The 25432-nt window shown below is 64.7% G+C and carries 28 protein-coding genes and 1 tRNA gene; 14 read left to right on the forward strand and 15 right to left on the reverse strand.

What is annotated here, in order from left to right:
• Positions 1-26: 26 nt before the first annotated feature.
• Positions 27-173 (forward strand): HVO_2523 family zinc finger protein, encoded by a 147-nt coding sequence (locus TX80_RS19590; RefSeq protein WP_195893115.1) that lies wholly within the window; start codon positions 27-29, stop codon positions 171-173.
• 48 nt (positions 174-221) lie between these two features.
• Here the strand turns inward: TX80_RS19590 and TX80_RS18210 are convergent, their stop codons facing one another.
• Positions 222-941, reverse strand: a complete 720-nt coding sequence (locus tag TX80_RS18210; RefSeq protein ID WP_049924780.1) for a TVP38/TMEM64 family protein — start codon at positions 939-941, stop codon at positions 222-224.
• A 95-nt stretch (positions 942-1036) separates the two neighbouring features.
• Here TX80_RS18210 and TX80_RS18215 point away from each other — a divergent pair, with 95 nt between their 5' ends.
• On the forward strand, positions 1037-1453 hold the full coding sequence (locus TX80_RS18215) for a DUF5830 family protein (RefSeq protein ID WP_049924754.1): 417 nt from the start codon (positions 1037-1039) through the stop codon (positions 1451-1453).
• Positions 1454-1491: 38 nt separating this feature from the next.
• On the opposite strand, the gene TX80_RS18220 is transcribed toward TX80_RS18215, so the two are convergent.
• Positions 1492-2676, reverse strand: a complete 1185-nt coding sequence (locus TX80_RS18220) for a DUF7115 domain-containing protein (RefSeq protein ID WP_049924755.1) — start codon at positions 2674-2676, stop codon at positions 1492-1494.
• 102 nt (positions 2677-2778) lie between these two features.
• On the opposite strand from TX80_RS18220, the gene TX80_RS19190 reads away from it, so the two are divergent.
• Positions 2779-2929: transfer RNA gene (locus TX80_RS19190), tRNA-Met, on the forward strand.
• A gap of 707 nt (positions 2930-3636) precedes the next feature.
• Positions 3637-3927 carry a HalOD1 output domain-containing protein gene (locus TX80_RS18225; protein WP_049924756.1) on the forward strand — a complete coding sequence of 97 codons (291 nt, stop codon included), beginning with the start codon at positions 3637-3639 and terminating at the stop codon, positions 3925-3927.
• 104 nt (positions 3928-4031) lie between these two features.
• On the opposite strand, the gene TX80_RS19890 is transcribed toward TX80_RS18225, so the two are convergent.
• The 6 genes from TX80_RS19890 to TX80_RS18260 all read right to left on the reverse strand — a co-directional run bounded on the left by TX80_RS19890 (position 4032) and on the right by TX80_RS18260 (position 10160).
• The gene (locus tag TX80_RS19890) at positions 4032-4292 is read right to left on the reverse strand and encodes a HalOD1 output domain-containing protein (protein ID WP_154658706.1); all 261 of its coding nucleotides are present in this window, start codon (positions 4290-4292) and stop codon (positions 4032-4034) included.
• Between the two features lie 1224 nt (positions 4293-5516).
• Positions 5517-6575, reverse strand: a complete 1059-nt coding sequence (locus TX80_RS18240; protein ID WP_049924758.1) for a DNA-methyltransferase — start codon at positions 6573-6575, stop codon at positions 5517-5519.
• Positions 6576-6736: 161 nt separating this feature from the next.
• Positions 6737-7282, reverse strand: a complete 546-nt coding sequence (locus TX80_RS18245; RefSeq protein ID WP_049924759.1) for a hypothetical protein — start codon at positions 7280-7282, stop codon at positions 6737-6739.
• 399 nt (positions 7283-7681) lie between these two features.
• On the reverse strand, positions 7682-8233 hold the full coding sequence (locus TX80_RS20130; RefSeq protein ID WP_154658704.1) for a hypothetical protein: 552 nt from the start codon (positions 8231-8233) through the stop codon (positions 7682-7684).
• Positions 8234-8351: 118 nt separating this feature from the next.
• Positions 8352-8939, reverse strand: coding sequence for an NADPH-dependent FMN reductase (locus TX80_RS18255; protein ID WP_049924760.1), 588 nt, complete (start codon positions 8937-8939; stop codon positions 8352-8354).
• 294 nt (positions 8940-9233) lie between these two features.
• A complete protein-coding gene (locus tag TX80_RS18260; protein WP_049924761.1) occupies positions 9234-10160 on the reverse strand; it encodes an A/G-specific adenine glycosylase in 927 nt (308 codons plus the stop codon).
• Between the two features lie 163 nt (positions 10161-10323).
• Here TX80_RS18260 and TX80_RS18265 point away from each other — a divergent pair, with 163 nt between their 5' ends.
• The 3 genes from TX80_RS18265 (at position 10324) to TX80_RS18275 (ending at position 12073) form a co-directional block, all read left to right on the forward strand.
• Positions 10324-11175: a triphosphoribosyl-dephospho-CoA synthase gene (locus tag TX80_RS18265; protein WP_049924782.1), complete on the forward strand. Its 852-nt coding sequence runs from the start codon at positions 10324-10326 to the stop codon at positions 11173-11175.
• Entirely contained in the window at positions 11172-11789 is a 618-nt protein-coding gene (locus TX80_RS18270; RefSeq protein WP_049924762.1) for a DUF447 domain-containing protein, read from the forward strand. Before TX80_RS18265 ends, TX80_RS18270 begins: the two co-directional genes overlap by 4 nt.
• A gap of 92 nt (positions 11790-11881) precedes the next feature.
• Positions 11882-12073, forward strand: coding sequence for a 30S ribosomal protein S17e (locus TX80_RS18275; protein WP_049924763.1), 192 nt, complete (start codon positions 11882-11884; stop codon positions 12071-12073).
• 118 nt (positions 12074-12191) lie between these two features.
• Here TX80_RS18275 and TX80_RS18280 read toward each other — a convergent pair whose 3' ends face one another.
• On the reverse strand, positions 12192-12449 hold the full coding sequence (locus tag TX80_RS18280; protein WP_049924783.1) for a hypothetical protein: 258 nt from the start codon (positions 12447-12449) through the stop codon (positions 12192-12194).
• Positions 12450-12712: 263 nt separating this feature from the next.
• Here TX80_RS18280 and asd point away from each other — a divergent pair, with 263 nt between their 5' ends.
• From asd to TX80_RS18295, 3 genes are read left to right on the forward strand one after another with little or no spacing between them, the layout of a single operon-like run.
• Positions 12713-13747: an aspartate-semialdehyde dehydrogenase gene (gene asd / locus TX80_RS18285; protein WP_049924764.1), complete on the forward strand. Its 1035-nt coding sequence runs from the start codon at positions 12713-12715 to the stop codon at positions 13745-13747.
• A 57-nt stretch (positions 13748-13804) separates the two neighbouring features.
• Positions 13805-14206, forward strand: a complete 402-nt coding sequence (locus TX80_RS18290) for a DUF7344 domain-containing protein (RefSeq protein WP_049924765.1) — start codon at positions 13805-13807, stop codon at positions 14204-14206.
• Positions 14207-14250: 44 nt separating this feature from the next.
• Complete coding sequence (locus TX80_RS18295; RefSeq protein ID WP_049924766.1) at positions 14251-15039, forward strand: TrmB family transcriptional regulator; 789 nt, start codon at positions 14251-14253, stop codon at positions 15037-15039.
• Positions 15040-15055: 16 nt separating this feature from the next.
• Here TX80_RS18295 and TX80_RS18300 read toward each other — a convergent pair whose 3' ends face one another.
• Together TX80_RS18300 and TX80_RS18305 are read right to left on the reverse strand one after the other, a co-directional pair.
• Positions 15056-15484, reverse strand: coding sequence for a universal stress protein (locus TX80_RS18300; protein WP_049924767.1), 429 nt, complete (start codon positions 15482-15484; stop codon positions 15056-15058).
• Positions 15485-15628: 144 nt separating this feature from the next.
• Complete coding sequence (locus TX80_RS18305; protein WP_049924768.1) at positions 15629-16642, reverse strand: D-2-hydroxyacid dehydrogenase; 1014 nt, start codon at positions 16640-16642, stop codon at positions 15629-15631.
• 129 nt (positions 16643-16771) lie between these two features.
• Between TX80_RS18305 and TX80_RS18310 the strand changes: the two genes are divergently transcribed.
• Together TX80_RS18310 and TX80_RS18315 are read left to right on the forward strand one after the other, a co-directional pair.
• Positions 16772-18154: an NAD(P)/FAD-dependent oxidoreductase gene (locus TX80_RS18310; protein ID WP_049924769.1), complete on the forward strand. Its 1383-nt coding sequence runs from the start codon at positions 16772-16774 to the stop codon at positions 18152-18154.
• A 79-nt stretch (positions 18155-18233) separates the two neighbouring features.
• Positions 18234-19130 (forward strand): cytochrome c oxidase subunit 3, encoded by an 897-nt coding sequence (locus TX80_RS18315; RefSeq protein WP_081661673.1) that lies wholly within the window; start codon positions 18234-18236, stop codon positions 19128-19130.
• Between the two features lie 45 nt (positions 19131-19175).
• Here the strand turns inward: TX80_RS18315 and TX80_RS18320 are convergent, their stop codons facing one another.
• Positions 19176-19628: a hypothetical protein gene (locus TX80_RS18320; protein ID WP_049924770.1), complete on the reverse strand. Its 453-nt coding sequence runs from the start codon at positions 19626-19628 to the stop codon at positions 19176-19178.
• 218 nt (positions 19629-19846) lie between these two features.
• Between TX80_RS18320 and TX80_RS18325 the strand changes: the two genes are divergently transcribed.
• A complete protein-coding gene (locus tag TX80_RS18325) occupies positions 19847-20665 on the forward strand; it encodes a manganese catalase family protein (protein ID WP_049924785.1) in 819 nt (272 codons plus the stop codon).
• 71 nt (positions 20666-20736) lie between these two features.
• On the opposite strand, the gene TX80_RS18330 is transcribed toward TX80_RS18325, so the two are convergent.
• Both TX80_RS18330 and TX80_RS18335 read right to left on the reverse strand, forming a co-directional pair.
• Positions 20737-21306 (reverse strand): hypothetical protein, encoded by a 570-nt coding sequence (locus tag TX80_RS18330; RefSeq protein ID WP_049924771.1) that lies wholly within the window; start codon positions 21304-21306, stop codon positions 20737-20739.
• On the reverse strand, positions 21303-23585 hold the full coding sequence (locus TX80_RS18335) for a DUF6789 family protein (RefSeq protein ID WP_049924772.1): 2283 nt from the start codon (positions 23583-23585) through the stop codon (positions 21303-21305). Before TX80_RS18335 ends, TX80_RS18330 begins: the two co-directional genes overlap by 4 nt.
• A gap of 218 nt (positions 23586-23803) precedes the next feature.
• Here TX80_RS18335 and coxB point away from each other — a divergent pair, with 218 nt between their 5' ends.
• Entirely contained in the window at positions 23804-24595 is a 792-nt protein-coding gene (gene coxB, locus TX80_RS18340; protein WP_049924773.1) for a cytochrome c oxidase subunit II, read from the forward strand.
• 308 nt (positions 24596-24903) lie between these two features.
• On the opposite strand, the gene TX80_RS18345 is transcribed toward coxB, so the two are convergent.
• A complete protein-coding gene (locus TX80_RS18345) occupies positions 24904-25308 on the reverse strand; it encodes a DUF7344 domain-containing protein (RefSeq protein WP_049924774.1) in 405 nt (134 codons plus the stop codon).
• Positions 25309-25432 lie beyond the last annotated feature (124 nt).

Consider the following 25432-nt stretch of genomic DNA (forward strand, 5'->3'; position numbering starts at 1 on the left):
TAGCCGTCCGGACTGAACGGGCCGGTATGCCCGTCGAAGACGATCCGGGAGGGGAGATCGACGCCGCGGGTCCGTCCTGTCCGTACTGTCACGCGCGGATGTACAAGCGCCACTGCAAGTACGTCTGTCCGCAACACGGCGTTATCATCGATTGTAGCGATCCCTTCCGGTAGCGAGTCGGGCCGGGGCGAATTTCGGTCACGTCTCGTTGCCCTCGGCCGCTAGTTATCCGCCGACGAACCGGCTGGTCCGGGTCGTGACGTTCGCACCGCGCGATACGCCGGTCCGGCGAGCAAGAGTACGGCTGCTACTCCGCACGCAAGCGACAGTCCAAGCCCGACATCGCCGAGTCCGCCGGTCCGGGCCGTCGCCGCGGACGATCCGACGACGACCGCTGCGATCGTCCACGGGAGTTCGCCGATCGCCGTCCCGACCACGAGGTGTCGCAGTCGGACGCCGCTTACCGCCGCGGCACACGTCGAGATATCCGACGGGATCGGGGCCAATCTCGAGGCGGTAACCCCCCGAACCGGACCGGTCGTCTCGTAATAGCGGGCGACGACGGTGCCGGTTCGCTCGAGGAGCGACGAACCCGTTCGGTCCCCGGGATCCGATCCTGTCGCGGCTCCACCTGCGAACCAGCGGGCCGCGAAAAAGACCGGGAGCACGGTCACGACGACACCCGAAAGGGCGATGGGGACGCCGAGGGCGACGCCGTACCCGTACCCGACGACGGCAGCGATCGGCGTCGGCGGCCAGGCGAACACCGGCCGTACGAGGTAGAGGGCAGCGACGGCGAGGCCGAACCGGTACGGATCGGCCGCCAGCGATTCGACGGCCGCGACCGTGGCTGACGGCGAAACGAGCGCGCTTGCGACGACGATCGAGCCGATCACGATCGTCCCCGCGAGCGCCCGAGTGGATACCGACGCTATCGACATCGGTCGCAGTTCCGACTCGAGTATTGAATCCTTTCTGTTGTCCGTATCGAGAGCCGACACAACGTTTATCCACGCCGGTGCGAGAACACTCATCGATGGACTGCGACGACGGGACCGAGGATTACCCTGCCGACCGGGCTCGCAAGCGCCACCACGACGACCGCGTCGAACTCGGACTCGCACTCCTCGAGCGACTCGAACACGAGTCGCTCTCGCTTGCCGATGTCGTCGATCGAATCGAGACGGTCACCAGCGATCCGACGGTCACGCGAACGATTCTCGACGAGGCCGAACTCCGCGGCATCATCGAACGCGAGGACGGTATCGTACGCCCGAAGAGCCGCCAGTACGTCCGGTTCGAGAGCGACGTCATCACGAAAGACGGCGACTTTTCCTGTCGACGCTGTGGCTCTGGTCTTTCGACCGGCTACTTCATCGATCTCGACGCGGGCGAACTCGGGCCGTTCGGGTCGTCGTGTATTCGAAAAGTGACCGGGCGGGACTCGGAGTAAAACCGGAAGCTGGCCGATGGATCGGCCGGCGGCAGTCGCTACCGTCCCTGTCGAAGTTCGGTAATAAGCTGGTCGATCGTCCGTTGTTGCTCCTCGATGAGATCGTTCTGGCGTTCGACGGCCGCCTCGAGCGTTTCGAGTCGCTCGAGGACTTCGGGCGCGGGTTCGGGAGTCGCAGTCGACTCGGTTCGAGAGGTCGAGTCGTCGGCATCCCACGCCTCGGAGTCCGCCGTCGACTCCGCGGCTTCCTCGAAGAGGTTTTGCGTTTCGACGGTCGCTGCCTTCTGGCCGGACTCGCGTGCTGTGTCGTCGTTCGATGCGGATTCCGACCGGGACGTCGGTTCGGACCGGGAAGCGGGTTCGTCGTGGCTTTCGCCACGGGGTTCCGGGTCGCCCGCCTCGTGGGCAGCGGAGGTCTCTCCGAGCGGATCGTCGCCTGCCGTCGGATCCGCCGTCCCGGTGGCCGCCGCGTCATCGACGCGTTCGCGATCCTCCGGTTCGGGCGGATCGGCATCGAGCGGATCGACGCCGTCGCCGAAGTCCATCGAGGCACCGGAGCGCCCGGTATCGACGCCCGCGTCGTCCCCGCCGATCGTTTCGTTGAACGTCTCGAGGGAATCGACGTCGTGATAGTCAAACAGCGCCCGCTTGAGACGTTCGCGCAGGTCGTTTGCCTCCTCGTTTGGCGCTTTGATCCGCTGTGGGCGGCCGTCGACGGTGAGAACGATCTGCGTCGCGACGCTTCCGTCCTCGAACGCGAGGTTCGTGACGTCGCCGAAGTGATACTCCTCGTAGTCGTCGTCCCAGACCGCGCTGCCGATGTGTTTGACCAGCCGTTCGCTCGTGATGATCAGCGTGAGTTCGCTGAACCGATAGGTCTGGACGACCGTCTCGCCCGGTTCAGTAATGTCGTTGCCGTTGAGGACGCCGGCGAGGACCGGATGGAGAACGTCGTCCGTCTTGCTGGCTGGAACCGTAAACTCCCGGGTCCCTTCCAAGGGATACTCCAGGGTGAATTTGGTCTTGCGTCTCCCTTCCGAGAGCGTGAGTCGCTCCGCACCATGGGGGTATTCGTCGACCGATTCGTCGCTCAGCAGTCCTTCCGCGCGATAGACGAGCGTACTCGAGGGAGTGATGAAGAGTTCGTCTTCGCCGCCGAGAGAAACTCGCGCCGCGATCTCCTCGCCATCGAGAGTAGACGTGACGATGCCGGGAACGTTCATGCAACGCAGTTCGTAATACCGTGTGATAAATCCGTGGGTCCCCGTTGCATGCCGATGTCGAATGGGAAGGTTAAAGAGAGAGACTCCACTACGGAAAAACGAGCCCGGGTGGCTTAGCTGGACATAGCGCCGCACTCATAGGGTTCAGAGATTCGGTGCGGTTTCGCCTTGGAAGCCTCCGTGTCCCGCGAGGACCGCCGAGCCTCGGACCTGGGACATGCGGAGATCGAGGGTTCGGAGCCCTCCCCGGGCACTTATCGAATTAGTCATACTTTCCTGTGAGAACTACCGCTCGAGGGAATGGCCGATTCGTTTCCGAGAGTTCGAGTCCGAAGTTGGTGAGTGATGTCCCGCAATTCGGCTCGAGCGGGATCGATTCGAACCGCGACCCGCAATGGCAGGTAGCAGCTGACCGGAGCTGTCGAATCCAGCAGTTGAAGTCCGTGAATGCGTCACCGGGGTAGCTTATTCCTGACTGGATCGGAAATGGATACTCCCGAACTCGGGAATGATTCATACGGTTCCGAAATTGATACATAGGGCGAACGGCGTACGTACTGTTGGGGTGTGTCCCCTGCCCCCGGCGGAATAAAAGGCAGTCCGTAGCGGCCGTCGCTGAAGGCTGCCGGCGATAGGCGGACGACAAAGCCCACTGCGGCCGAGGGCACGGCTGGAGTGGGCAACGTCCGAGCCAAAGCCCGACGCTGACAGGCGCCGGTCGCCGGACTGTCACCATCAGAAGCCCCCTGGGGGCCACGCGGGACGGTCGAGGCTCGGCGACGAAGCCACCGTGCTTAAGCCAGTCGAAGAACCCCCGCGGATCCTTCTCGAGAACCAGAACGGGCGACTCGCCAGTGTGAACGATGGCCGGTGACTGACGGGCAAGCCGTCAGACGTTCGGCTGACGCGCGTCAGAAAACCATCACTGGTTTTATGTACAATCACCTGTCACGACGTGGTATGGGGTCGGGGGAATCACCGAGTCTCAGTATCGTTCACCAGGTCGCAGCGCACGAAGGCGTCGATCCGTCGGAGCTCGAGCCGCCGCTTCACGAGGTCATCGATCCTGATGCCCTCGATGCACTCGTCCAGTCGACAGCACGGCAGCCGTCCGGTTCGGCCGCAACGATCGAGTTTACGTACCGGCACCGCCGGATACGCGTCGATAGTACCGGAAACATCGACGTAACGGCGACGAACCAACTGGCAGAGTCGAGACTGGACTCCGGGGACAACTCGCCGAACGATTGAGATCTCGACTGGCTCCTCGAGAACGCGTTCGTCGGGCCACGTCACGAGTCGATACCACGGACCCGTGCGATATCGTGATCCGGACCGCCCGTTGTCTCGACGAATTAGGCCGCTTCGACCCGGATTTCGCCGTCGGCCGAGACGGTCACGACACAGCCGTTGTACTCGAACGTCACCGCACCCGCGGATCGAACGCCGTTCGCTCGTGGCTCGAACAGTCGCTCGAGCGCGTCGGTATTGATCGCGTAATGAAGCGGGTCGAGCGTCGTTACGTCCCCGTTACGAAACGTCGCAACTGCCTCGGCGATAGCGACGCTAATCGGTTCGTCGTCGAACACCGCGTGTTTTCGGGCGACCGCGTCGATCGTGTACGCGATCGTCACCGTCGATCGAGAGAACGCCGTAGCGGAACCCATCGTACACGAGCGGAACGGCAGACACCGACTGATACCCTTGGAAGAGCGCTTTGGCTCGCCACGCGCCATCGTGGGCCGCCTCGGCAACGTTTTCGACGTACGTGGGGTCCCTCGTTCGGGCGGCCGTTCCGTCGGTTCGGTGGCGGAGTCGTCGACGACCGTCACCGATATCGTCTCGAGATACCCGTCGTTTCGTCCCGCCCGTAAACGAGGCTCGACGGAGGCCCCATCCGGATCGGGTTCGCCGATCCAGACCATCGAACACTCCTCGAGTTCGGCGATCCGCTCGCAGCTGCCCCGCTGGATTCCGGGGTGTGAGTCGGCCATGAGGAGGTGGTGTTCGATCTCCTGTCGAACCCGGGTTGCCTCGTCGAGTCGCTCCAGCCGCGCAGTTCGTGTTTCGAGTTCCCGCTCGTGAGCAATCGTTTCTAGGGCCTGATCGTTGACGGACGTGAACCGCCACTCCGAATCGAGGACGGAGAACGCGTCCGGTACCCGCTGGAACGACTCGTCCAGTTCGCGCTCGAGGCGGTGGGGGGCTGTCACGTTGCGAATCGACGCGACGATGCCGTCGACGACGCTGCCGACCCGGTTCGTGAAGGCAGCCTCATGAACGCGCTGGCTCCCGTCGACAGTTCGACGCCGATATTCGACGGTCCTCGTCGTCCCGGGCCCTCGCTCCGGATCGTCTCGAGGGCATCGCAACGGGTGTTTCGTTCTCGGGATCGAGCACGTCGAACACCGGCTTGCCGAGTGCCGTCCCCGGATCACAACCGAGATCGACGCCGGACGACGGACAGACGTCGCTCACGCGGCAGGTATCGCCGATGACAACCTGTAGATCCGATGAGTGTTTGAGCAGCGTGCGGTAGCGCTTCGTTCGGTGCTCGGCGGTTTGTCGCGCCGAGACGAACTGTACCGTCCACCGGATGTGATGCTCGAGCAACGCCGGATCGGTGCTTGATCGGTGAGCGCGTCCGTCGTGTCGTCGTCACGGAGTCGTTGCAGGTCCGCGTCGCTTACGTCCGCCCCTTCGGCGTCATAGAGTGTCGGACGCTCTCCATCGACGCTCGAGAGCACCGCCCGATCGTTCGTGAGCAGCCAGTCGACCGATTCGGGGGTGTCGTCGTCGAGGACGGACTCGCCGTCACCGACGGCCTCGACGACGACGCCTCACTCGATCGAGAGCGGGCCGTGTTCGATCCGGTAGCCGTCCTCGATCGGTTCGACGGCGGTCGCCTCGCGCAGTCGGAGTCCGCGTTCCATCTTCGTGACGACCGGCGTGTCGTAGTAGTCGGCCTCGTACTCGAAGCTCTTCCCGTCCTCACGGCGGCGCGTGACGAACTCGCGGTGGCGCTGGAGCCGGGAGCGACCGACCGACCGGGACAGCGACGGGACCTCCTCGACGCGTCGCTCGAACACGTCGAGGAACGCGTCCTCGAGTTCGTACCCCAGCGAGTTGCGACCGGCACACATCGCCGCGAGCGTGGTCGTCCCCGTGCCCCAGAACGGGTCGAGGACGGTATCGCCGTAGGCCGAGTACATACAGATCAACCGGTACGGTATCTCGAGGGGGTACGCCGCCGACCGATCCCGGAGTTCGCCGGCGTCGTCCTCGAACGCGAGACCCTGAAGTTCGCCGCGAACCTCGGTCCAGACGTCGGAGAACCAGCGGTTTCGTTCCTCCCAGAAGTAGGCGGCCTCGTAGCGTCGGTCGGCACGGGGTTCGAAGTCGCGACTCTCCCCGCCCTTTCGGAAGAGCAGAATGTACTCGTGTTCCAGCGTCACGTACGCGTTCGGCGGCACCATGCCGCTTCCCATGAATTTGGCGGCGCTGTTCGCTGGCTTTCGCCAGAGTACGTCCGGCAGCGGATCGAACCCGCGGGACTCGAAGGCCTCGAGTACGCGCGCGTGGTTGGAAAAGACTCGAAAGCTGCCGTCGACCGAGCGCGTCGCGTCGCCGACGTTGATACAGGCGATGCCGCCGTCGACGAGCACGCGCTCGAGTTCGTCCCAGACGCGATCGAGTTGGGCATGCATCGCCTCGAACGCGTCGCGACCGTCACCCGACTCGAGGGCCTCGCCGATAGCCGGATCGAGATCCGTAAAGAGGTCGTCCCACATCTCGATCATCGGGTACGGCGGGGACGTGACGACGAGTTCGACGGACTCGTCGTCGATCTCCGAGAGGGTACGGGAATCACCGACGAAGACGCGGTGGGTCGTCTCCATTGGATTCACCTGTCGGCGTCGCCCCCTTAGCTCCTTCGTCACCGCTGTGGGTGACGGAGTCGATTCCCGTACGGCGTCCCGCGTTTCCGGGGTGGTCGTGACGGCCGCTTACGGAACGCCGAACCGAGAGAAACGGACTGCAGCCGACCCGATGCTCGCCGTTACTCTTCCGTCTCCGCCTCCGTTTCGTCTTCGTCCGCCGTCTCTGATTCTTCCGCCTCCGGTTCTTCGTCTTCCGCTTCCTCGTCGGTTCCGGGTTCGAACTCCTCGATCGGTTCCCACTCCTCGGTTTCCTCGCCGGCGAACCGCCGCCGGAGGTACGCGATTCCGGCAACCACACCCAGTGCGAGCAGCAGCCGCGGCAGTCGACTCGAGGAGTCGGTCGCCTCGTCGCCCTCCGTCTCCATCATCGTCTCCGCTTTCCCTTCGTCCGTTTCCATGACGTCCTCGATGATCTCCGGTTCCTCGACGTCCTCGAGCGGCGTCTCCTCGAGCGGCGGCGACTGCCGACCGGCGAGAAAGCCAAGCGCCGCACCCAGACCGAACACCGCGCCCACGACCGGCAACCGTCGCCGTCGCCGGGCGGTATCCGCCTCTTCGACGGCTTCGAGAATCGAGTCGCGCATCGGGGACTCGAGTCCCCGTCCGACCGCTTCCTTCACGACGATCTCGGACAGCGTTTTGTCCTGTTGTTCCTTCTCGGGCATAATTCGCCACGACTACAGCGCTGTACATAATTCTACCCACCGTTTCCACGTGTTCGATCTCGAAGTCCCGCGTTACACGTCCGTTACTCGACCTGTCTCGCAGCGGTACCGACCACCGACTGGCGACTACGAGCGCTGTTCGACGACCGGTTACGAACCGTCGGAATCGAGTGACACGGGTCCGGCGATCGCCTCGGCAAGCACCCCGGAGGCGCGTATCGGGCAGCTACGCGGGACCCGCCCTCGAGCGATCGGTTCGGACGGCGAGACACGGCCCTGTCCTCTCGCGAACGTTGACACTTGAGCTACAAAACGGAGTGTTTCCGGAGTATAAAGCCCCGAGCGGGAACCGCCGGAGGACCGAATCCCTCGCATAACGAAACCGAACGGCTGTATGGATCATCCATGAGCGTCATTCGGCAGCCGGGGATCCTCGGTCGGACGACCCGACGCCGCATCGTCGGCGTGACAGCGGCGCTCACGGCTGCGACGGTCGAAACGCTCGCCGTCGGTCTCTGGTTCGGACTCGTCGTCGGCTCCCGGACCACGTCGGCGGCGCTCGCCGGACTCGGGATTCTGTACGGCGGCTCGCTGCTCAGGGTCGGGGTCTTCGGTGTGACGGTCGGGGAGCCCGACGCGTTCCTGCACCCGCGGCAGCTCGGAGCCGCGGTCGCGCTTACCGCCGGCTGGATCGGCTGGCTGCTGATCGCGGAACGGGTCGGTGGCGGCCCCGGCATCGCGGTCGCTACCGTCGTTCTCACGGGCGTGCTCACGGGACAGCACTTCGTCGAACGGGGCGCCTTTCGGCTTCGGTCGACACGGCGGTTCGACGGCAGCCCGCTCGTTCGTCCCGGCCGCGTTGCTCGCCATCGGTGCGGCGACACTGCTCGCGTCGGCCTGGGTCGTCGACTGGACGCTTACGACACCGACGCTGTCGGTCGCGTCGACCACGTTCGCACTCGAGATCGAGGCCGTACAGATCGGTACGGTGGGCTTCGGTCTCTGTGCCGTTCTCGCCCATCAGCGTCGGTTCCAGCGACACCTCGAGCCGTAAGCCGCCGTCAACCCGCTATTTCCCCTCGGCACCGACGTTCTGATCGCTCTCGAACGACGCCGGCTCCGGCTCGATCGTGGCGTACTGCACCGCTCGCCGACCCAGCGTTGCCACTCGTTCTTCGAGGTCCGGATCGACGAACTCGCCGTCCTCGAACGCCGAGTGGGAGTTCGCGATCGCCGCCTCGTGGGGCAACACCCACGCGTTCAGCGCTCGACAGACCGACCGCATGTGCTCGAGCGCCGTCACGGGGAACGAACCGCCCGAAACCGCGAGCAAGCCGACGGTCTTGTCCCTGAACTCGTCGAACCCGCAGTAATCGAGTGCGGTCTTCAGCGGCGACGAGTACGACCCGTGGTACATCGGCGACCCGAGGAGAATAGCGTCGGCCTCACGAACCCGCGCCGCGAGCAGTGCCGCATCGCCCGCCTCCTCCCGGTCGCGGTCCGCGTCGAAGATCGGGAGGTCGTACTCCCGGAGATCGATCAGTTCGGTACTCGCTCCGGCATCCGCGGCCGCCTCGAGGGCCCGCTGTAGTGCGATCCGTGTCGTACTCTGCTCGCGGAGGCTGCCCGCGATCGCAACGACGTGAATAGCTGCCATATCGGTGCCGACGACCCCAAGTGCTAAATAGGCAGTCAAATCAGCATGCTCCAGCACCGACACGGCGATCGGAATCCCGCCGCGTATCGAGCCGGAACGAATAGCTACTCCCACAGTAGTTGGCGCAGCGACACAACCGTCCGCGATCGCCCCCGGCGTCGTCGGAGGGTTCCGCCACACCACTGCGAAAGCCGGCAGTTCGCACCACGTTGGTGTGCTTCTCGTCGGGGTCGCCGGATTCTCCCCGAGGGATACGCTCCCCGAGTCGAAATTCTGCGTTTCTTACGGCTTCGGCTATCTTTTCAGCCGGGCGGTGGTTTCGCCGTTCGGCCCGGTCTCGAGTTCGACTAACCCGTCCGCCGCCAGATCCTCGAGCAGCCCCTCGAGCCACTCGCGCCCGTATTCGCCGTCGGGGGCGTAGTCGACCCTGATCCGGTGGCCGAGCGTGTCGAGGTCGAGATCGTCGTACTCGCGGAGCGTCCCGATCACGCGGCCGCGGAACTGTCGGCGGCTCCCCTCGAAGCTCGGTTGTGTCGGGACGTCTGGAGCCGTAAAATCCCCGGTTTCGTACGCACGACACCACTCGCGCCACGGACAGCCCGCCTCGTCACAGCGGGGCGTCTGCCCGCAGGCGACGCCGCCGAGCTCCATGATCGCGTTGTTCCAGACCCGCGAACGATCGGCGGGCATGAGGTCGTTGGCGGCGGTCTCGAAGACCGTATCGTCGTCGGGGACGTCGAAAGCGCGATAGAGGACGCGTTTGACGTTCGTGTCGACGACGGCATCGCCGTTGTTGAACGCGAAACTCGCCACCGCGTTCGCGGTGTAGGGGCCGACACCCATCAACTCCTGTAGCTCCGCGGGCGTCGTCGGAAACTCGCCGTCGTACTCGGATTCGACCTGCTGGGCGGCCTCGTGGAGGTACTTCGCCCGGTTGTTGTACCCGAGGCTGTGATCCGTCCAGAAGCCGACCACGTCGGCCCGATCCGTCGCCGCTAGCGCCGCCGTCGTCGGCCAGCGCTCGAGAAACGCTTCCCAGGCCTCGACGACGCGGTCGAGTTGCGTCTGCTGGCTCATCACCTCGCTGACGAGGATCGCGTACGGATCGTCGGTGCGACGCCACGGGAATTCACGGTGATCGTCCTCGTACCACTCGATCAACGCCTCGCGGACGGCCGCGGGGTCGTCGGGACGGTCCCAGTCCCGCTCCTCGTCAGTCATCGGCGGCAGTTAGCGGCACGTGCCTTTAGACGTAGTGATCTCGCGGCTTCGATACCGACACGGAACGACGGCGATGCCGTCCGCGACGAACGCGAGGGTTCCGACGCGCGCGCCGACGGCGAAGCACACTCCTAAACCCCCGCGGAGCCACGTCGAACACACCATGCGAACGCCAGCCCAGAACGCACAACTGGCACTCCTCCTCGAGGTCGCGGGCACTCCCAAACCGGGCAACGTCGACCGCCACCGCGATCTCGAGGCGTTGCGGTTCGAGCACTTCCTCGCCGGGACGATCGGCGCACAGCGGGGGCTCGAGTTGGCCGCAAACGGAACCGCAGTCGGGCCCGCGTTCGAACGGGCCATCGAGGGAATGGCCGGCCAGCAGGGCGGCAACACCCAGTTCGGTGCGCTCCTGTTGCTCGTTCCGCTCGTCCGGGCCGCACGCGAGGACCTTTCACAAGCCGCCGTCGAATCGGTCGTCGAGGAAACGACCGTCGCCGACGCGGCGGGGTTCTATCGCGCGTTCGATCACGTCGACGTCTACGTCTCCGATCCGCCGGCGGAGATGGACGACCTCGACGTTCGTCGGGGAAGCGACGCGGTGCCGGCGCTCGAAGACCGCGGGCTGACCCTCTCGGACGTGATGGCGCGGAGCGTCCCCGGCGACGACGTCGCCCGGGAGTGGGTTCGCGGCTTCGAGCGGTCGTTCACCGCCGCGAACCGACTCGCCGAGGCCGACGGCCCGCTCTCGGACCGGGCCGCAGCGGTGTTCCTGTCACTGCTCGCCGAGCGGCCCGATACGCTCGTCGCCCGCCGTCGCGGCGAAGACGTTGCGCGGGAAGTCGCCGATCGGGCCGCAACGCTGTACGAGCGAGGAGCCCTCGAGCGGGAACCGGCCGCCGTCGAGGCGTTCGCGGACGAACTCGTCGACCGCGGTATCAATCCGGGAACGACGGCGGACATCACCGCAGCCGGACTGTTCATCGCCCTCGAGCGCGAAGCCCTCGAACTATGACCGACGTACCCGACGGCCCGGACACTGACGAAAGCGACGACGCCGAAGCCGACACGTGGCCGGTTTCGCTGACCGGCGTCACCGAGTCGGTCGTGACGACGCGTGGGCCGAACGGCCGCTGGAACGCCGCCGCGCTGGGCCTCTTTGCGGGCGATCCAGTCACCGCGACGACGTGGGGATCGACCCGGACGCGTGGCAATTTCCACCGACAGGCAGAGGGGTACGTCCAGTTCGTCGACGATCCCGTTGTCTTCGTCGACGCGGCGCTGTCGATCGTCGAAACGGAAACGCCCGTACTCGACGCCGCAGCCGCCTGGACACACGTTGCGGTCGAGCCGATCGACTCGGGTACCGACGCCGGTACCGAGTGGGAAACGTGGGCGCTCGAGCCGGTCGAGTCCACCGTCGAGCGGCGAACAGTTCCGACGATCGATCGCGGGTTCGCGGCCGTCGTCGAGGCGACCGTCGCCGCCTCTCGGCTCGAGGTCCCCGACTACGACGAGGGCGCGCTTCGCGACCGACTCGAGTACTGCGCGTCGGTCGTCGAACGGGCCGGCGGCCCGCGCGAACGGGCGGCGCTCGAGCGCGTTCGCGACCACTCGGCCTGGGAGTAACCGATCCCGCGGTCTCGATTCGGGGACGGAAGTGATGCGGTCGTGCCGAGTGAAATGGTGTCTATTAAGGCCCTCTAGAAAGGAGCACCAGTATGGCGATCAAACCGGCCTACGTCAAGAAGACCGGGAACCTCCTGCTGGAGCGGTACCCGGACGCGTTCACGACCGATTTCGAACAGAACAAAGACAGCGTCGAGAAGCTCACGAACGTCGAATCCAAGGGCGTTCGCAACCGCATCGCAGGCTACGTCACGCGGAAGAAGAGTTCTCAGGTGCCCGCGTAATCCGGCTTTTTCCTCGAGTTCGATCGACGACCGCGAGCGACGGCTTCTGAGCGTCGAACCGTCCGAGCCGCGTCGGTGCCGAAAATCGATCCGCCGACGCGTGAGTGCGCCCCGAAACTCAGTAATCGAATCCGGGCTCCATGTAGACCGCAGCGACGAGCGCGACGACACCGATAAACGCGGCGAACATGAAGCCGACCGCGCCCGTGATGATATCCAGTTCCGTGCCGACGACCATCAGTTCCGAGCCCTGATACCCCGTCCATCCGACGAGGGCGGCGACGATAAAACTGACCGCGGACACGACTGCGGCACCGATGCTAAACGGCGTCTGGAACAGCCCCGTGTCGCGCGATCGAGTCCCCGTGTTCGTCATCGCGACCACCCCGATCGGCGTGCGTTCGTGATCGACTCGTCGACGATCGACCCCGAATCGTGCTCGACCGACATCGTCCGAGCACGTCCGGCGTGGACGTCGAAGCGACCGTGTCGTAGTTGCATCGATCGCTAGGTTCCGCTCCGTTTTCTTAATTTCTTCTATGAACGTCGATCGGTCGACGCCGCGCCGGACTCGTGTCGAGAATGTGAATGCGACTGAAACCCAAACGGTTTTGCGGACCCGTCACTGAATGGCGGAAAATGGCAGTACGAGTAGGCGTACTCGGTGCAACCGGTGCCGTCGGACAACGACTCATCCAGCTTCTCGACCCGCATCCGGAGTTCGAGATCGCAGCACTGACCGCGAGCGAATCCAGTGCCGGCAAAACGTATCGACAGGCGGCCAAGTGGCGCGTCGACAGCCCGATCCCGACCGACGTCGCCGAGATGACCGTCAGGGCGACCGATCCCGACGAGGTTCCCGACGACGTCGATCTGTTGTTCTCCTCGCTTCCCTCGAGCGTCGGCGCGCGCGTCGAGCCGTCGTTTTGCGAGGCGGGGTACGTCGTCTCCTCGAACTCCTCGAACGGACGGATGGACGACGACATCCCTCTCGTGATTCCGGAGGTCAACGCCGAACACCTCGAGTTGCTCGAGGTCCAGCGTGATCGGCGCGGCTGGGACGGCGCGATGGTCAAAAACCCCAACTGTTCGACGATCACCTTCGTGCCGACGCTTGCGGCCCTCGCGGAGTACGGTCTCGAGAAGGTCCACGTTTCGACCCTGCAGGCCGTCTCCGGGGCGGGCTACGACGGCGTCAGCTCTATGGAAATCATCGACAACGCCATCCCCTACATCGGCAGCGAGGAGGACAAACTCGAAACCGAGTCGCGCAAACTCCTCGGTGAGTTCGACGGGGCCACGCTCTCGCACAACGGGATGGAGGTCGCAGCGTCCTGTAACCGGATCCCGACCATCGACGGCCACCTCGAGAACGTCTGGGTCGAAACCACGGAGGACCCCACCGCGGACGAAGCCGCCGAAGCCATGCGGGCGTACCCCTCGCTCGAACTTCGCTCCTCGCCGGACCCGCTCATTCACGTCTTCGACGAACCCGATCGGCCACAGCCACGAATGGACCGAACGCTCGGCGACGGCATGGCCATCGCTGCCGGCGGCCTTCAGGAGTCGCCGTTCGGTTTGCAGTACAACTGTCTGGCCCACAACACGATCCGCGGCGCCGCCGGAGCCAGCGTCCTGAACGGCGAGCTCCTGCTCGAGAACGGCTATCTCTAGGGCCGACCCTGCGTGATTTGGCGGCGTGTACAAATACGCTCGCACCCAACGGAAGGTATGCTACCGGTCATCTCCGACCCCCAGTCGCTGACGACGGGATCGGCGGACGCTACCGCCGAAACGGACGCGACGCTCGATCTCCTTGCCGACCGCTATCGCCGGGCGATCCTCCAATACCTCGACGAGCGTGACAGCCAACAGCCGGTCTCGCTCGAGGACCTCGCGGACCACGTGACGCTCGAGGAAGACGACCGAGAGCGGTCCCCGCTCACGGAGTGTAGCGACGCATTGCTTGGGACCCGCCGCCGCGTTCGGATCTCGCTTCGTCACGTCCACCTCCCGAAGTTGGCGGCCGCCGGCGTCGTCGATTTCGACGCCGAGACGAACACCGTCACGCTGTGTGACGACGGGCGAACGCTGCTTGCTCGATCGGACCCCGCTCCCGAGTCGGTCGCGTAATGCAAGCACCACTCCCAGCATAGTCGCTCGAGAACTGGGGTGCAATGCCCACCGAGGAACAGGCCGTCCAATTACTACAGGAACTTGGGCTGACGGAGTACGAATCCCGGTGTTTCGTCGCGCTTACGCGAGTGCCAGTGGCGACTGCGTCCCAGATCGCGGCCCTCTCGGACGTCCCCCGGTCGCGCGTCTACGACGCGGTCGAACGGCTCCACCGGCGCGGTCTGGTCGACGTTCAACAGTCCGATCCACGGGAGTACCGGGCGATTTCGAAAGACACGGCCATCCAGACGCTCCGGGACCAGTACGAGGCATCGCTCGAAGCGACCGACGAGGCCCTCTCGAAGCTCCGTCGATCGAAGGGTCTCGAAGAGCAAGGCGCCTGGGCGATCTCGGATCACGAACACGTCACCGAGCGCGTCGGCACGTTTCTCGAGGACGCGACCGACGAGATCTACGTCCTCCTCGCCGACGACGACGTGCTCGATCAGGAGTTTCTCGAGCCACTCGCCGCAGCCAGCGACCGCGGAGCCGGCGTGATGGTCGAGGTGACGACTGCGGACGAGCGAGACAGGGTTCTGGCACACGTTCCCGACGCGACGGTGTCGATCACGGAGCTTGCGGCCGATCCGGCGACGATCGAAGCGAAACGGCTCGGCCGGATCGTGATGATCGATCGACGGCGGGTACTGGTCGGGGCCGTCACCGACGGCCCCCGCCCGGGTCGGATCGAAGAATCAGCGATCTGGGCCAGCGGCCCGGACCACGGACTGGTGGTCGGGCTTCGACACATCCTCGGGGCGCGGATCGATACACAGGACGTCTTCGAGTAGCGCAAGCCCCTCCGGATCAATCGCCGCGTGGCAGGGCGACGACCGGCACCGACGCCTCCTTGACGAGCCGCCGGGACACGTCGCCGGTCAGCAGATCTGTAAACAGCCCGCCCTCTCGAGGCTCGAAGACGACGGCGTCGACGTGGTTGGTCTTCGCTTCCTCGAAAATCCGGTCGACGACGTCGGTTCCGAAAAGCACCGACGTCTCGACGGCCGCGTCCGTGGACGCGAGCCCTTCGCGGACGCGGTCGAAAATCTCCGCCGCGTACTCCTTTCGTTGTTCTACGCCGGCCTTGTCCGGAGCGCCGTCAGCCTTCTCGATCACGTGGACGACCCGTACCGTACTCGTCGCCGTAAGCAGCGGGGCAAGCGCCGCGGCGGTCCGTGCACCGTCGTCCGGGTCGGCCACGGGGACGAGAACCGTCCCGTCGAACGCAAGCGTCATCGCGATCGCTCCGTTTGCGGACTCGATCGATCACAGTTGGTCGTCGACCCGATGCCGGGGACTGCTACCGGTACCATACTCGACGTTCGAACGCCCACGTCAAAAATACACAGTCGATTCGACGCGGTGTCGGTCCGTGACTGCTCAGGGAAGCACCTGGTTCTCGAGGGCCGCGTCGGGATCGTCGGCGAACCGGCGGGCGTTCTCGGCGACGATATCCGCCAGTCGTTCGTAGTACTTCGGCGTATGGCCCGCGTTGTGTGGCGTGATCTGGACGTTCTCGAAGGTCCAGAGCGGATGGTCTTCGGGGAGCGGTTCGGGATCGGTGACGTCCAGCGAGACACCGCGCACCCAGTTCGAGCGCAGCGCCGTCACGAGTGCATCGGTATCGACGACCGCCCCGCGGGCGACGTTGACGAGAACCGCGTCGGGATCCAGCGTCACGAAGGCCTCGCGGTCGACCAACCCCCGCGTCGTCTCCGTCAGCGGGCACGCGAGCACCAGATAGTCCGTCCGGGCGAGTGCTTTGTGGAACGCGTCACGGTCGAAGCCGATCACCTCGTCGGTCGGACCGCCCTTCTCGGGGGAGTAGCGGACGCCGATCGTCTCGACGCCGAAGGGGTCGAGCCGCTCGTTTACCGCCCGGCCGATCGCGCCGAGTCCGACGATCGTGACGGTCGACCCCTGAAGTTCGTGGGCCTGATAATGTCTCCACTCCCGCCGTCGTTGCCTGCGGGCCCCGACGTGGAACCGCCGAGTGAAATGAAGGATCGCCCCCAGAACGTGCTCGCCGATGTTGGGCCCGTGAACCCCTGATGCGTTCGTCACGGTGACGCCGCGATCCGCCAGCCGATCGAGCGGCAGGTGACCGGTCCCGGCGTACGCACACGCAAAGACCTCCATCCGTTCGGCGGCCTCGAGCAGGTCGTCCGCGAGAGTCATTCCGGTGACGAACCGGGCGTCCCGAATGGCCGTACGCTCCTGAGCGGGCGTCCGGGCCAGCTCGACGCTCAGTTCCGGGTGCCGGTCGCGAATCGCGTCGGCGTACCGTTCGATCGGCGTCCCGTGTGTTCCGCGCCGGAGTACGAGCACGTCCGGCCGATCGGTGTCGTCGCCACTCCCGGCGTTGCTCTCGACATCGGCGTCGCTATCGGACATGTGCGTGGCCTCGAGCGGCGCGATCAAAAGCGTTCGTCTCCCGCATCCGGTTCGGCCAGCCGGTTCGAGCGTCGGTTCCAGACACGAAATTCAGGCACTTTAATACGGGTCGCTGACTCCCAACGGAGTATGGAACGCGTTGAGGTCGCGATCGTCGGCGGCGGTCCCGCGGGTGCGTCCGCGGCCGAACGGGCTGCGGCACACGGTGCCGAGACGGTCCTCTTCGAGCAAGGCGTGCCCCGCGAGGACCGCGACGGACTCGGCCCGGATTCGACGGACGCCGCCGGCATGCTCGACTACTGGATCGACATCATGGACTTCGATTACCGGGAGATCCCGGACGACGTTATCCTCCGGGAACTCGAGGGAACGGAGTTCATCGGACCGAACAGCGCCGTCGAGTTGACGACGACCGGCATGGACGCCAGCTATCCCGAGTTCGGCTACACCTTCCACCGCGCTCGCATGGACGACTGGCTCTACGAACGCGCCGCCGACGCCGGGGCGGACCTTCGCGTCGGCACGAGCGTCACCGATCTCGAGACCGATCTGCGGACCTCGAGTCCGAACGGACCGACCCACACCCTGACGCTCTCGAACGGCGACCAGATCCGTGCCCAGTACGTCGTTCTGGCGGACGGGCCACAGCGTCGGATCACCCTCGACGCGCTCGACCAGTTCACGGCTCCCGGACGGAGCGTCTCCGACCACCTCTCGCCGCCGGAGGCGAACCACATCGCCTATCAGGAGTACCGGGAGTTCCCCGAGGAACTCTTCGAGTCGGACCGGCTCAAGTTCTGGTGGGGGTACATGCCCGGCGAGACCGCATACCCCTGGGTGTTCCCCAACGACGGCACCGTCGCCCGCGTCGGCCTCACGATGCCCATCGGCATGCAACTCGAGGCGGTCGACGATCCCGGCTCGTACGCACTGCTCGAGCCGACCGACGACCAGCTGCCGTCGGGCTCGGAATACATCACGCGGCTGCTCGAACACGAGTACGGCGACGAGTACGACGTCGAGTCGGACATCCCGATCGTCGAAGACCGCGGGAAATCGAAGGGGACCGAAACGTACCCCATCTCCTCGACGCGACCGATCGACTCGCCGGTCGGCGCGAACATCGCCGTCGCCGGCGGCGCGATGGGCACCACCTCGGCGTTTCACGAGGGCGGCTACCACGTGGCCGTTCGAACCGGAAAGATCGCCGGTCGACTCGCCGCGACGGACTCGCTCGAGAACTACAACGACGTCTGGAAACGCGCGATCGGCGACGAGATCCGTCGCAACGTCGCGTTCGCAGATATCGTCGCGGACTACGAACCCGACGACTGGGATCGTGCGTTCGACATCGTCTCCGACATGCAGGGGGGCGACGGCGACGGCCTGCTCTCGAAGAAGTACTCCGCCGGTCTCGGCGCGACCAAGATCCTCGCGGCCTACAAGAAACGTAAGTACCGCTACCGCGACGGCGGCTACGTACAGCTCTCCGAGGACGAGTACTTCTACTGAATCACCAGTCCGGTGCTAACGGGAGCTTACTGCCGTCGAATCGCCGATCCTTTTTCCGGCTCGACGTTGCACCGGGGGTATGGAAACGCCCACGCGGTCGGACGGTGGGTCGTCCACATCGCCGACCGCGGCCGACGACGTGCCCCGCGGCGACCCGGACGGCACCGGCACTGGCGGCGAACACGGCAGTCACGACGCCGGCGACCACCGGAGCCGCTGGCCACTCGTGGCCGCTTTCGGTGCCGCCGGCCTCTACAGCGGCGCTGCCATCTCTCTGCTCGGGGCCACAGCCGGCGTCGTGCCGCCGCTTGCCGGGATCGGGATGGCCTGCGTCGGAGCGATCGTCCTGCTTGCCGGTGTCGCCGGCTGGGTCGACGAGGCGTTTCTCGCCCCCGCTCGAGACCGACAGGGACGGCGAAAGTCACGGCGGTCGTACGTCTCGACGACGCTGCTCTTTCTCGCGACCGACGTGTCGACGTTCGGCGCGTTGTTCGTCTACTACTTTTTCGTCCGGATCGGGGCGTGGCCGCCACGGGAACTCCCCCCGTTGTTGACGTCGCTCGTGCTGGTCAACACGGCGATTCTGATCACGAGCAGCGTCACGCTCCACTACGCACACGAGGCGTTACACGACGGGAACCGACGGCGCTTTCTGTCCCTCCTCGGGACGACGCTCGGGCTGGGAGTGATCTTTCTCGCCGGACAGGGCTACGAGTACTACGAGTTCGTCGCTCGAGAAGGATTTACGCTCTCGAGCGGGGTTCTCGGGAGCGCGTTTTTCGGCTTGACCGGCCTCCACGGACTCCACGTCGCGCTCGGCGTCGGCGGGATCGCGTTGCTCTGGTGGCGAGGACTGCGGGGCCACTACGGCCCGGATCGGGACACCTCGGTGGCAACCGTCTCGCTGTACTGGCATTTCGTTGACGCCGTCTGGGTCGGGCTCGTGGCCGTCCTCTACGTCGGATCGGGGATTTGATTCTCCGAGTCAGCACGGGACGGAACCGCTGTCGCCAGCGACCGCTTACCGCGTGTCTGTCGTAGCAGGTTCGACGGCTTCGATGCCGACCGAAACACAAGCGCGGTCGGTCTCGGGCAACCCCCGGCCGTCCCTCAGGACGAACGACCGCTCCGGCTCCAGAAACGCGTCCGGGCCGGTGAACAAAAGCGCCCGAAACGACGGTGCGTGGTCGTATCCGATCACGTGCGTCCGGTACTCCGACCCGAGACGTGTGGTGTGGGACTCGAGGCGTCGTTCGACGGTGAAGCGACTCCCCGGGACGAACTGATAGGGAAACATTACACCCCGTTCGGCGACGGCCGCCGGCTCCGATCCGGCCTCACGTCCCTGCTCCGGGTCCTCCTCCGCGTCCGCACTGGTACCCGCGTTCGAGACGCCGACGATCGTTCCGGTCGAAACCAGCCCGCACTTGACGAACGTTCGTCGTGACGTCGACCGTCGATCGTGTCGTGTCATGTCTCGCTCACCCCGACCACCGGCGCCGGTATAATCGTTGGCCCTGCTGACACAGTTCTCGAGAGTGCGGAGGATACGCGTCGAATCCGCCGTATTCGGCACCACACTAACAATAGCTATCGAACAGTTTCGGATACGGATTACGGACCGCTCGAGGACACCTTCATCGGTGATCGCAATTGGTATTTATCACAGTGGCGCTGGGCAGTGATCAGTGGATGTTCTTTCACGAACCGGAGCTCCAGTACGACGTTACCGTCGAGGAACCGGATCCACACTTCGCAAAGCTCCTCCAGCAGGCGATCGGCGGACAGGAAGGCGAGATGCGCGTCGCCCTCCAGTATCTGTTCCAGGCCTGGGCGCTCCCCGAGGAGTACGAAGCCTATCGAAACCTGTTGATGGAGACCGCAACCGAGGAACTCGGCCACATCGAGATGCTCGCGACGGCCGTCACGAAGAACCTCCGTGGCTCGCCAAAGCAGATGCGCGAGGAGACGGAAACGACTGCGGCCGCCGCCGCGGCGATGACCGGCCAGAATCCGCGCCAGTTCCTCTCCTCGGGGCTGTCCGCGATGCCCGTCGACAGCAACGGCGTCCCCTTCACCGGCGGCTACGTCGTCGCCTCCGGCAACCTCGCGGGAGACCTCTACGCCAACGTCATGGCCGAAGCGACCGGACGCACCCTCGCGACACGCCTCTGGGAGTACACTGACGACCCCGGGATGAAGGACATGCTCTCCTATCTCATCGCCCGCGATACCATGCACCAGAACCAGTGGCTCGAGGCCCTCGAGTCGCTCGACGATCCGGTTCCGGTCCCCGCAAGCTTCCCACAGGAGGAGGAAAACCAGTCGGTCAACTACGCCTTCATGTCGACCCGGCGCGAGCCACAACCGGATCCGAACGCGCCGTGGACGCAGGGCGCTGCCCCGGACAGCAACGGCGAGTTCACCTATCTCGCCGAACAGCCGGGTGACGGCGACGGCGTCCCACCTGCTCCGGACCCGAGCACCTACGACGATCCCGAATCGGAGTAACGCCCCACGTCGAACACACTCGACCTCGAACCGCTAATCACGTTCGCTACCCCACCTACCGGACGATTCCGTCACTCGCCCCGCTCCCGCTGAATCCGCTCCTCGAACCCGGCCATCTGCCGGTAAATCGGCGGTGTCAGTACGCCAGCGATCCCGACGAGGATGGCAACCGCCCCGATCGGGAACAGCAGCGGCTCGACATCGAGACAGGAGTTCAACGACGCGATCCGGACGTAGTACCGGGTTCCATCGACCGCCACGACGACACCCGAACGGAGCGCGTCGCGGTTCGCCAGTTCCCCCTCGATCGTCGCCTCTCCGAGCGGACTGTCGATCGCCTCCTCGAGCGCGCGCCGTTCGGCGGTCGAGAGCTCCTCGTACTCGAGTTCGGTGACGGTTGCAGCCGGCGGCTCGTCCCCCTCGAGAGGCCGTACCTCGAGGGCGGGATCGCTACAGAGCCCGAACGTGTCCTGCAAAACGACGTACCCGCCGACGATGGCAAGCGGGAGTCCGACGGCGATCAGTACCACGCCGAGAAAGGGAGCGACGTACGTGAGCACCAACGACTCCCCCGGGTCGGTCGGCTCGCCGCTTGCCGGCGGATCCTCGGCGGGTTCCCCCGCGGTATCGTCATCGGTCATGACTCCTCCGCTGGGGGTGCGGGGTGGCGACCACCCAAGAATTCGATCGTCGCCGCGAGTCCGAGACCGTACACCCAGTGTGCCAGCAGGACGAACACGAGATACGCGACGAGTTCGAGCCCGGTCTGATCGGTCTGAAATGCGATGGCGAACCCCGACGCGATAACGGTCGAATACCACAGCCCCGTGACGAGGGAGAGTTTCCCGGGGAGATACTCGCCGAGCGCCAGAAAGAGCAACGGCCACGTGACCGTTCCCCCCGCGAGAAACACCGCGTACCCGAGCGGGACGCTCGACGGAAGCCCGACGAGGGTTGCAAGCCCCGCGAACGAGTCGAGATCGAACGCGCCAAGCGCGGCGGCGGCGGCGAACACCCCGGTCATGAGACCGGTCCCGACGAGTCCGCCGACCGCCCCGGCCCACGCGTCGTTTGCAACCGTCCGCGCAACCGGTTTGATGCGCCCGTACAGCGACGGCGGTCGTTCCTCCTGAGCCGGCACGTACGATCGACGAACCGTCTCGGGTTCCGCGGGCGGGACGCCGCGTTCGCGCTCGAGTCTGGTCTCGAACCACTGCCACTCCGGCGTGAACTGGTTGGTCGACTTGAGATCCCACGGATCCGCGGTTTCGACCCGCTCACCGTGGAAGTACGACCAGATCATGTTGTAGAACCAGAGGAGAACGCTGAGACCGATGACGTACGCCCCGACGGTCGCGACGATGTGCAGTGATTGAAACTCGGCCGGATACGTCGCGTACCGACGCGGCTGCTCGAGAAAGCCCAGTGCTATCAGCGTCAGGAACGTGAGCGCGGAGCCGGCGACCAGTAGCGACGACTGAAACAGCGCCAGCCGACGGTCGTAGAGCCGACCGGTAAGGAGGGGATACCAGTAGTAGCTCGCGGCGAACATCATCAGCGGAATGATTCCCATCACGATGAGGTGGAAATGGCCGACGACGTAGTACGTGCCGTGATAGATGATGTCGACGGGGATGACGGCGAGGAAGATCCCGGTGACGCCGCCGACGATAAACAGCCCGATCGACCCGACACAGAGGATCGTCGGCGCGGCGAGTTTGACGTTGCCGTTCCACATCGTCGTGATCCAGTTGAACACCTTGATCGCGCTCGGGACGGCGATAGCGATCGACGTCGCCATGAAACTCGCCCGGATACGCGGATCGATCCCGGTCGTGAACATGTGATGGGCCCAGACGCCGAAAGAAAGCACGCCGATCGCGATCGTCGAGTAGACGATAAACTTGAATCCGAACAACTTGCGACCGACGAACTTCGGCAGGATGAGACTCATCAACCCCGTCGCGGGAAGGAAAATGATGTACACCTCGGGATGGCCCCAGAACCAAAAGAGATGCTGCCAGAGAATCGGTCCGCCCCCGTCGATCGCGAAAAACGTCGTCCCGAAATTCCGGTCGAAAAGAAGCATTAAAAGCGCCGTCCCGAGCAGCGGAAACGCAAACAGGGCGATCGCGCTCGTCACGAGCATGTTCCACGAGAAGATGTCGAGGTTCGCCCAGCCGATCGCCTCGTCGCGCTCGTAGACCACGGTCGTAATGAAGTTGATCGCAGCGATCGTCGTCGCGATGCCACTCAGGTGGAGCCCAAGCAAGAGAAAGTTGATCTGGGGATCCGGCGCCGTCAGCGAAAGCGGCGGGTACATCGTCCAGCCGATCGCCGGTTCGCGCAAAACCAACAGCGCCGAGAGCCATCCCTCCGGAACCACAAACGCGAGCACTTTCCCCGTTACCTCCGCGACGATTCCCAACCGTGCAAGGAGCAGGGCAGGCGGTAACAGCCAGAATCCGACGGCGTTGAGCCGTGGAAACGCCATATCGTCGGCCCCAATCAACAGCGGGAGAACGTAGTTACCGATCCCGAAAAACACCGGTGCGACGAAGAAAATAAGCATCGTTAATCCGTGCATCGTGAACAGTTCGTTGTACGTCTGCTCGGTCCAGATGTCCGCAGCCGGCGTCAGCAGATGCGTCCGGATCATCATCGCATCGATCCCACCCCACACCGCCGCGACCGTCCCGAACGCGATGTAGAGCAGGCCGATCTCCCGGTGGTTCGTCGTCGTCGTCCACCGCACGACGGCGGCTTTGATGCGCGCGATCGGTATCCCCTGTTCACCGATCGTCGCGTACCCCCCGTCCGGCGACGGCTCAGTACTGCGTCGTCGCGCCGCAACCACCGTCAGGAGACAGCCACAGACGACGGCGACAAACAACGCGACCTCGACGAACGCCCGGTTCATCGTCGATCGTCCCCCCGAAAACCCCGCAGTCGAATCCCGCGAGCGCCGACGTACATAGCCGTCTCCTCACCGTGGAAGCCGATAAAAGTCAATTGACACGTGATTGACTGTCGTCGACGCTGACCGGACGCCGTTTCCCGCCTCGACTCATCACTCGCATCGACAGTCACTCGAGCGGTGAAAACGGTATAACAGGCCGGTCGTCCAACGTCACCGCCATGGAACGCCGTCGGTTCGCGATCGGCACGTTCGTCTTCCTGCTCGCCGCAACCGGAACGGTCTCCGCACAGTCGGAAAACCGCGACCTCATCGACGGTCTCGAGTACCAACTCCTCTACGTCGCGTTGCCGCTGACCCTGTTCGTACTCATGATCCTCGTCTACGCCGCGGTCAAGTTCCACGACAACGACGACCCTCGGCCGACCGCGGAGGATCCCGCACTCGAGATCACCTGGACCGCCGCAACGGCGGTCATCCTGTTGTTCGTTGGAATCGCCGGCTACAGCGTCCTCGTGAGTCCGTACATCTCACCCACCCAGCCGGCGGATCTTATCGGCGATGCAGATACCGATACCGCCGGCGGCGACGCCGCATTCGAGTCGCTCGAGGATCTCCCCGACACCGACGACGAGGAGATCCACGTTCGGGGCTACCAGTGGGGCTGGGAAGTGAGCTATCCGCAGGCGAACGTAACGACCAGCGACGAATTCGTCATCCCCGCCGACCAGAACGTCACCTTCTGGTTGACATCCGACGACGTCATCCACGCACTCTTCCTTCAGGACCTCGGCGTCAAACAGGACGCGTTCCCGGGTGAGTACACGCGAGCACGGACCATCGCCTACGAACCCGGCGAATACGACGCTGTCTGTACCGAGTTCTGCGGAGCCGGTCACTCGCGAATGGACGCGGACGTGATCGTCGTCGAACCCGACGTCTACGAGGCGTGGCTCGACGACCACGCGGACGAGAACGGGACGGTGTCGGCTCCCGACGTCGACGAAACCTGACCTGATTTCGCTCGACCCGAGGACAGCGGACTGAAAACGTTATACGGATCACCCGCTTACTCCGAATGCGTGCCTTTAGTCCCCGTCCGAGCCTACCCGTTCGGGTGCGATGACAGCACGGCGAACCCGGGCACGTGACACGCGTGGGACTGATGTCCCCGCCCGGCACGAGGGTTAGCCAGCCGACGCGGCACGCCGCCACGGGATGAGGCTGGACGTTAGTGTTCCGGGCGATACCTTTCACTACGAACGAACAGTTCGGTTTTCGACGAGGCGATCGACCCCACTCCGATCGTCGATGCTCGTTGTCATTCCTCCGTGATCGATCCCGCGACGGGATTGTTGCGAAACTCCCGTCCGTTACTGGCCGGTTTGCTCTCGTCTTCGACCGTTCTGGCGCGTGAAACGGTTTCTCGAAACTCGTCGAACTCGTCGGTGACGACAACGTCACCGCGCTGGGCATCGTATTCGATAATACCGTGGGATGCGAGTCGCGGAAGGTGATTGTGCACCAACGATGTCAGAACCGTCGTGGTCACATCGTCGGCAATCGAATCGAGAGACGTGTTTCGCTCCCATGCAGCGATCTGCCTCGCGAGTTCGTCCGCGGTCGCTCGTTCGGTATCCAACAAATAATACAGCACGTATCGCCGTCGAGTCTCAGAGAGGACCCCATAAATCGTATCGATCCGTGCATTCTCTCGATCCGACATACTCCCGCTATCGAGACACAATCGAATAAGACTCGCTCCAAAAAAATTTGGGACGGATAGTTACCGAGAGTAGACTAAACGGATGCTCAGCTCCGGAGCGTTGCCACTCCTCGAGAAATAAATA

The organism is Halopiger djelfimassiliensis (assembly GCF_000455365.1).
Lineage (GTDB): Archaea > Halobacteriota > Halobacteria > Halobacteriales > Natrialbaceae > Halopiger_B > Halopiger_B djelfimassiliensis.